This is a genomic window from Intrasporangium sp. (assembly GCF_032907665.1).
Classification (GTDB): domain Bacteria; phylum Actinomycetota; class Actinomycetes; order Actinomycetales; family Dermatophilaceae; genus Intrasporangium.
Map to the genome: position 1 here is coordinate 4,419 of NZ_JAJJPG010000109.1, position 5,549 is coordinate 9,967.

At 73.9% G+C, this 5,549-nt stretch carries 7 protein-coding genes; all 7 read right to left on the reverse strand.

All coding sequences use genetic code 11. The features are described 5' to 3' along the window. Positions 1-228, reverse strand: a 228-nt coding sequence (locus LOY02_RS14580; RefSeq protein ID WP_317183088.1) for a TadE family type IV pilus minor pilin, incomplete at its 3' end; no start/stop codon positions are given. Continuing rightward, the gene (locus tag LOY02_RS14585; protein ID WP_410505959.1) at positions 228-365 is read right to left on the reverse strand and encodes a DUF4244 domain-containing protein; all 138 of its coding nucleotides are present in this window, start codon (positions 363-365) and stop codon (positions 228-230) included. The genes LOY02_RS14585 and LOY02_RS14580, both read right to left, overlap by 1 nt. Positions 366-478: 113 nt before the next feature. Further along, a complete protein-coding gene (locus LOY02_RS14590) occupies positions 479-1,126 on the reverse strand; it encodes a type II secretion system F family protein (RefSeq protein ID WP_317183090.1) in 648 nt (215 codons plus the stop codon). After that, positions 1,123-2,028, reverse strand: coding sequence for a type II secretion system F family protein (locus LOY02_RS14595; RefSeq protein ID WP_317183091.1), 906 nt, complete (start codon positions 2,026-2,028; stop codon positions 1,123-1,125). Before LOY02_RS14595 ends, LOY02_RS14590 begins: the two co-directional genes overlap by 4 nt. Next, on the reverse strand, positions 2,025-3,233 hold the full coding sequence (locus LOY02_RS14600; RefSeq protein ID WP_317183092.1) for a TadA family conjugal transfer-associated ATPase: 1,209 nt from the start codon (positions 3,231-3,233) through the stop codon (positions 2,025-2,027). The genes LOY02_RS14595 and LOY02_RS14600 overlap by 4 nt, the downstream gene beginning before the upstream one ends. After that, complete coding sequence (locus tag LOY02_RS14605) at positions 3,230-4,120, reverse strand: hypothetical protein (protein ID WP_317183093.1); 891 nt, start codon at positions 4,118-4,120, stop codon at positions 3,230-3,232. The genes LOY02_RS14600 and LOY02_RS14605 overlap by 4 nt, the downstream gene beginning before the upstream one ends. 603 nt (positions 4,121-4,723) lie before the next feature. Then, positions 4,724-5,549: hypothetical protein (locus tag LOY02_RS14610; protein ID WP_317183094.1), on the reverse strand; the 826-nt coding region annotated here is incomplete at its 5' end.

The window sequence follows — 5,549 nt, forward strand, 5'->3', positions numbered from 1 at the left end:
GACGGCCCCATCTGGTGCGCCGCGCTGCGCGAGCTCGTGCACGCGCAACGGCGAGTCTCCCCGGGCGGCCGCACGGCTGGCGAGCCGCGCAGCATCCACGCACCGCACCTGGTCGACTGCCGCGCTCAAGCCCGCGAGACACCCCAGGAGCACCAGCACGACAACGGGGATGGCGACGGCCAGCTCGGCCGTCACCATCCCCGCCTCACGCCGAGTCGATCGACGCATCAACCCGCGAGACCGAGGGCGCTCTGGACGATTCCCGTCAGCGCGCTGCGAACGGCGTCCGAGCGCACGACACCAAGCAGCACCAGCGCGAAGGTGCAGGCGGCCATGATCCCGACGGCATACTCGGACGTCGACATGCCCGCCTCACCGAGAAGCCTCCTGACCACTCGTCTCACCTGTCCATACATGTGAAATCCCTTCCCTTTCAATGCATCTCACGACCTGGTGTCGTGAGAGACCCGAGTCGCGGTCAGCCGCTCAACAGCTGTCCCGCGAGCGCGACGACGAGGGGCACGACCGTCGTCAGGCAGAAGGCCGGGAGGAGCACGAGTCCGAGCGGGGCCACGAGCCGCACCCCGACCCGCGCTGCCGCGAGCTCGACCTGCTCCAGCGAGGCCCTCCGAAGATCTTCCGCCGCGGCCAGGAGCAGGGGACCCGGGGCGATCCCCGCCCGGTGAGCGATGGCGACTGCCCGCCCAGCGCCGGACCAGACCTCATCCACCGACGCCCAGGCCTCGGTGTCGGAGGCTCCCCACCGAAGGGCGGCCGCCACCTGCCGCAGGTCTCGGGAGACCGCGGGTGGATCCTCAGGCCCCGCGTCGAGGACGTCGGCGACCGCGCCGAGCACCTCCCAGGTGGGCTGACCCGACCGATAGCCGAGCGCGAGGAGGACGAGGGCCGACTGCACCTGTCCCGGCGACGGCGCTTCCGGTAGGGCTGCCGACGACGTTTCCGCGGACGCCGACGTCGATCCCGCGGGGTCATCGCCCCGGCGCGATTCGAGCTCGGAGTCGCACGGCTCCTCGCCGGGGCGATCCTGCCGCCCCGGCGCGACGAGCACCGCGACCATCACGAGGAGCCCCGTGACCAGCGCGGGAGTCGCAAGGGCAGGACTCACGCCGGCATCCCCAGCCAGGAGTCGCCGTCGCCGCCCGCGCGGGTCGCCGACTCGACGAGGCGACGGCACCACAGTCGGCCCACCCAGATGAGGACGACCCCGACGAAAGCGGCGGCCGCACTCACCGGGCTGGCGAGGTAGAGCTCCGATGGCGGCACCCCGCAGGCCAGGCCGAATGCCGGACCGGTCAGAGGGAGCACCGTGAGGACCACCACGGTCGCCCTCGGCCCAGCGACCGCGACGTGGACGCGGCGAGTGCGTTCCCGAGCCTCCCGCACGGAGACGACGGCGCGCTGGACCGCGTCGGCCAGGGGCGCACCGGTCAGCTCCGTCAGCTGCCAGGCCGCAGCCACGAACGACAGGTCCGGTGATCCCGTCGACGCCGCCCATGCCCGCCAGACCGGCGCGATCGGACCGCCGAGCTCGCAGGCTTCGGCAAGCTCGGCCACGAGCAGCTCCGTCTGCGCATCACGCCCAGTCCCCACCGAGGAGCCGGAGAGGCGCACCGCGACGGCCGGCGGGAGTCCGGCCTCGAGCGCCGGGGCGATCCCTTCGAGGAGAGCAAGGACCCCTGCGGTGACCGACCGGGTGCGCTGTCGTGCCTGCCGCCAGGTGCGGATCAGCTCGACGGGGTCGGCGCGCCACAGTTCGCGCAGCATCTCAGCGATGCCTCCCGGGTCTCCCGCGTCTCCCGCATTTCCCTTGTCTCCCGCACCGACGGCGAACCGCGTGCCCTCCTCACCGACGGCGAGTCCCCGACCTTCCGGTCCCGGACCGGAAGGACGAGGGGCTCGTGCAGGAACGGCCTCGAGCACGTCGCTCGCCCGCGCGACACGCGCCCCCGCCGGCCACACCACGAAGGCCAGCGCGACGAGCACGCCGCTCACCACGACGGCAGTCACGACGCACTGCCCCGCCCTGGAGCATCACCACGCTGCCGTGGGGTCGCCGCCGGACCTGCGGGCACCGCATCAGCATCGAGTCCGAGACGGCAAGCCAGGGCGGGCCAGGCAGGCCCGACCTCGCTCACCCGTCCACCGTCGTCACTCGAGAGGGCCGTCTCCACGACAGGTTCGCCGCCACGCCGGAAGAGCGCCGAGATCGTCTGGACCCGCCTGGCTCCGCCCCGTCTCGTGACGTGCACGACGACGTCCACCGCCGCCGCGAGCTGGGCCCGCACCGCTGCGGGTCCCAGCCCGGCAAGGGCCCCGAGGGCCTCGAACCGGGCCACGACGTCCTCGGGAGCGTTCGCGTGCACCGTGCCGCAGCCACCCTCGTGGCCCGTGTTGAGGGCAGCGAGAAGCTCGCGGACCTCGGCGCCCCTCACCTCGCCGACGACGATGCGGTCGGGGCGCATCCGCAGCGACTGCCGCACCAGGGTGGTCATGGTCACCTCCCCCATCCCCTCGACGTTGGGCGGCCGCGCCTCGAGCCGGACGACATGGGGGTGGTCGACGTGCAGCTCCCGGACGTCCTCGACCACGAGCACCCGGTCGGTGGGGTCGACGAGCCCGAGCAGTGCCGCAAGCAGGGTCGTCTTGCCCGCGCCGGTGCCACCTGACACCACGAAGGCCAGCCGCCGCGCGACGACCTCGCGCAGCACCACGCCCCACGCGGAGGGAAACATGCCGGCCCCCTCGAGGGCGCCGAAGGAGAGGTGGTCGCGGGCCGGTATGCGGATCGTGATGTGCGGACCACCCGCGACCAGCGGGGGCAGGACCGCGTGCAGCCGTGCCCCCGACGGGAGCTGGCCGTCGACCCAGGGGCTCGCCTCGTCAAGGCGGCGTCCGGCCCGGGCGGCCAAGCGGACCGCGAGCGCGCGGGCGTCGTCAGCCGCGACGATCGCCCCGGTCCACTCCATCCCGTCGCCCCGGTCGACCCAGACCCTGCCGTCGCCGTTGACCGCGAGGTCGGTGACGGCGGGGTCGTCGAGCCAGGTCTCGAGGGGACCGGCGCCGAGCACCCGGGCCGCGAGCGCCTCCCGCGACTCGGCGACCCGCTCCGCGCCCAGCGCCCCGGCCTCCTGCAGTGCGACGTCGGCCACGCGGAGGGGATCCGGGGGCAGCCCCGCACGCACCCGTTGCCACATGGCGGGGCTGAGCGTCATGCCGACCACCGCCACTGCGACGCGGCGGGCTGGGCTGCTCCGGGATCGTCGGGCCGGGCTGCTCCCGCGGCGGCCGAGGCCACCGCTGCCGCAGGACTCGCGCTGTCGGGTGCGGGAGCCAGATCGACCGGGGGCCTCGAGACGAGCCGGAGCAGAATCTCGTCCGCGGCATCGACCGCGGGCCCGCGCCCCCGGGAGCCGGGCGCCTCACCGCACGTCACATCGGAGACCAGGCGCGCGTCGTCGCGGACCCGTGCGACGACCGGGGCGTCGAGGTGGTCACACACGGCGTCGGCGATCTCGTCCTCGATACGCATGCCGCGCAGCACGACCCACGGCTGGCACGGCCGGCGTCGCACACCGGCAACGGGTCCCGCGCAGACCCCGTCGACGAGGCCACGAAGTGTCGGCACGGCCACCGCGGCCGAGGCGAGCTGAGGCACACCGGTGCCGACCACGACCACCCAGGCGTCGACGAAGGGAGCCACGGCGGCCACGACCGGAAGATCGCGGGCCACGTCGAGGACCGTGACCCGGTGCGCCGCGGCCAGGCCGGCCACGACGTCCGGGAGAACCTCCATCCACTCCGTGCTGACCGGCGTCCCGGTCCGTCCGGTGCCCGAGAGCACCGGCACCGTGCCCACCCTGGGCAGCTCACGTGCCAGTCCCTCGCCGTCGACGACGCCGGCCACGTCGCGCAGCCGGTCCCAGCGCCAGCCGGGCTCCTGCTCGACCCCGAGGACGACGTCGAGACGCCCGCCGAACCGGTCGAGGTCGACGGCGACCACGGACTGCCCGGCCTCCCCCGCCCGAACCGCGAGGACGCCCGCGAGCGTGGTGGCCCCGACCCCACCGGAGGCCGGGATGACGGCGATGACGTGTCCCATGCGCCTACCGTCGCCGAACCGCGGTCGCCCGCCCAGCGGCATACGGCCGCCTGTGGACAGGGCACCCTACCCAGCCGGGGATGTGGACGGCGTTCCTCGTCCGCCCGAGGGCGGCGACCCCCGTCGGGGGGAGACGGGGGCCGCCTCACGGGGCTGGCGCCGGGGGGGAGGGGCCAGTCACCCGAGGCGCTCGACCCCGGAGGGGAGCGCGCCACCATCCTCAGCCTGTCGATCGGCCAAATGCAAACCGCACGCGCCGGGGCGTGCCGTCGAGGGCGAACCAGTCCGCGCGTCGTCAGCGCCCTGGTGGTCAAGCGGTGGACAAGGACGAGGCCCCCAACCAGGTCGGGGGCCTCGTGAGAGCGGGGTGGGCTACCAAGCGTGCATTTCTGAAGTGTCGCCCCGGTGTGGACCCGAGGGTGGACTGTTCCAAGTGAACTGCCGTCGCGTGGGTACCTCTCGCTCTCGCCTGTACTGCCTTCGGAGCCGTCCTACGCCTCACGGCGATGCATGGTTCCTGCTCCCTTTGTACCCCACCTCATCGGCGTGGCAACAGTCTTGACATACGGCCGGAAGCAGTTCCCTCGCTCACACCCCGACGGGTCAGGTGAGCCGGCCCGCCCGCACGGCGTCGCAGATCCGTTCGCCCTCCACGGCGCCGTTGAGCAGCGCGTCCGCGGCCTGCCCGAGCCACAGTCCCACGCCCGCTGCGCTCCCCGTGCCGTATGCCGCTGAGCTGCCTGTGTAGGTCACGGCACCGTTGGCGACGTGGCCGGCTTCCGGGACGGCGACACCCGTCGGATCGAGACCGAGGGCCTGCACGAGGGCCCGCTCCATGGCTCTCGCGACGAGACCGTTGCCATGGACGAAGGGGCGGATGGACAGGATCTCCCCGTGGACGACCGACGAGATCACCACTGCGGGAACGCGGTTGGTGGCCGCTGATGCCGCGACGACGAGATCTGCCAGCTGTGCGAGCCGACGTGACACCTCGGCGGCCTGGGGTGCTGGGCCGAGGTCGACGAGCTCCGCCGAGTCCTCGCCCGGTGTCCGGGGACGACCGAGCACGGCGGTGCGATCCGGGTCCACCAACGGGGATGCGGCCGCGACGTGGAGCCGGGCGAGCGCCTGCAGCGGAGCAGTGCGGACGATGGCGGCGACGCGCTCGCTCTCGGCCGTCGCAGCTATCGCGCCCTTGAGCGTGGCGAGGTCGGGGCTGAGGTCCTCCGGCCAGGAGCGCGCGCCTGTGGTCAGCTCGCGGACGAGGTCCACCGGGTAGTCCGCCCCGTCGAGGGCCGCGGATGCGCGGGCCCCGCGGACCCGCGACTCCGCAGCGGCCTCGGGGATCCGCCGCCGCAGCGCCTCGTGGAAGCGCAGACGGGTGCAGGCCTCCCGGACGGCCTCGGCCTTCTCCCGGAGTCCGGGGAGG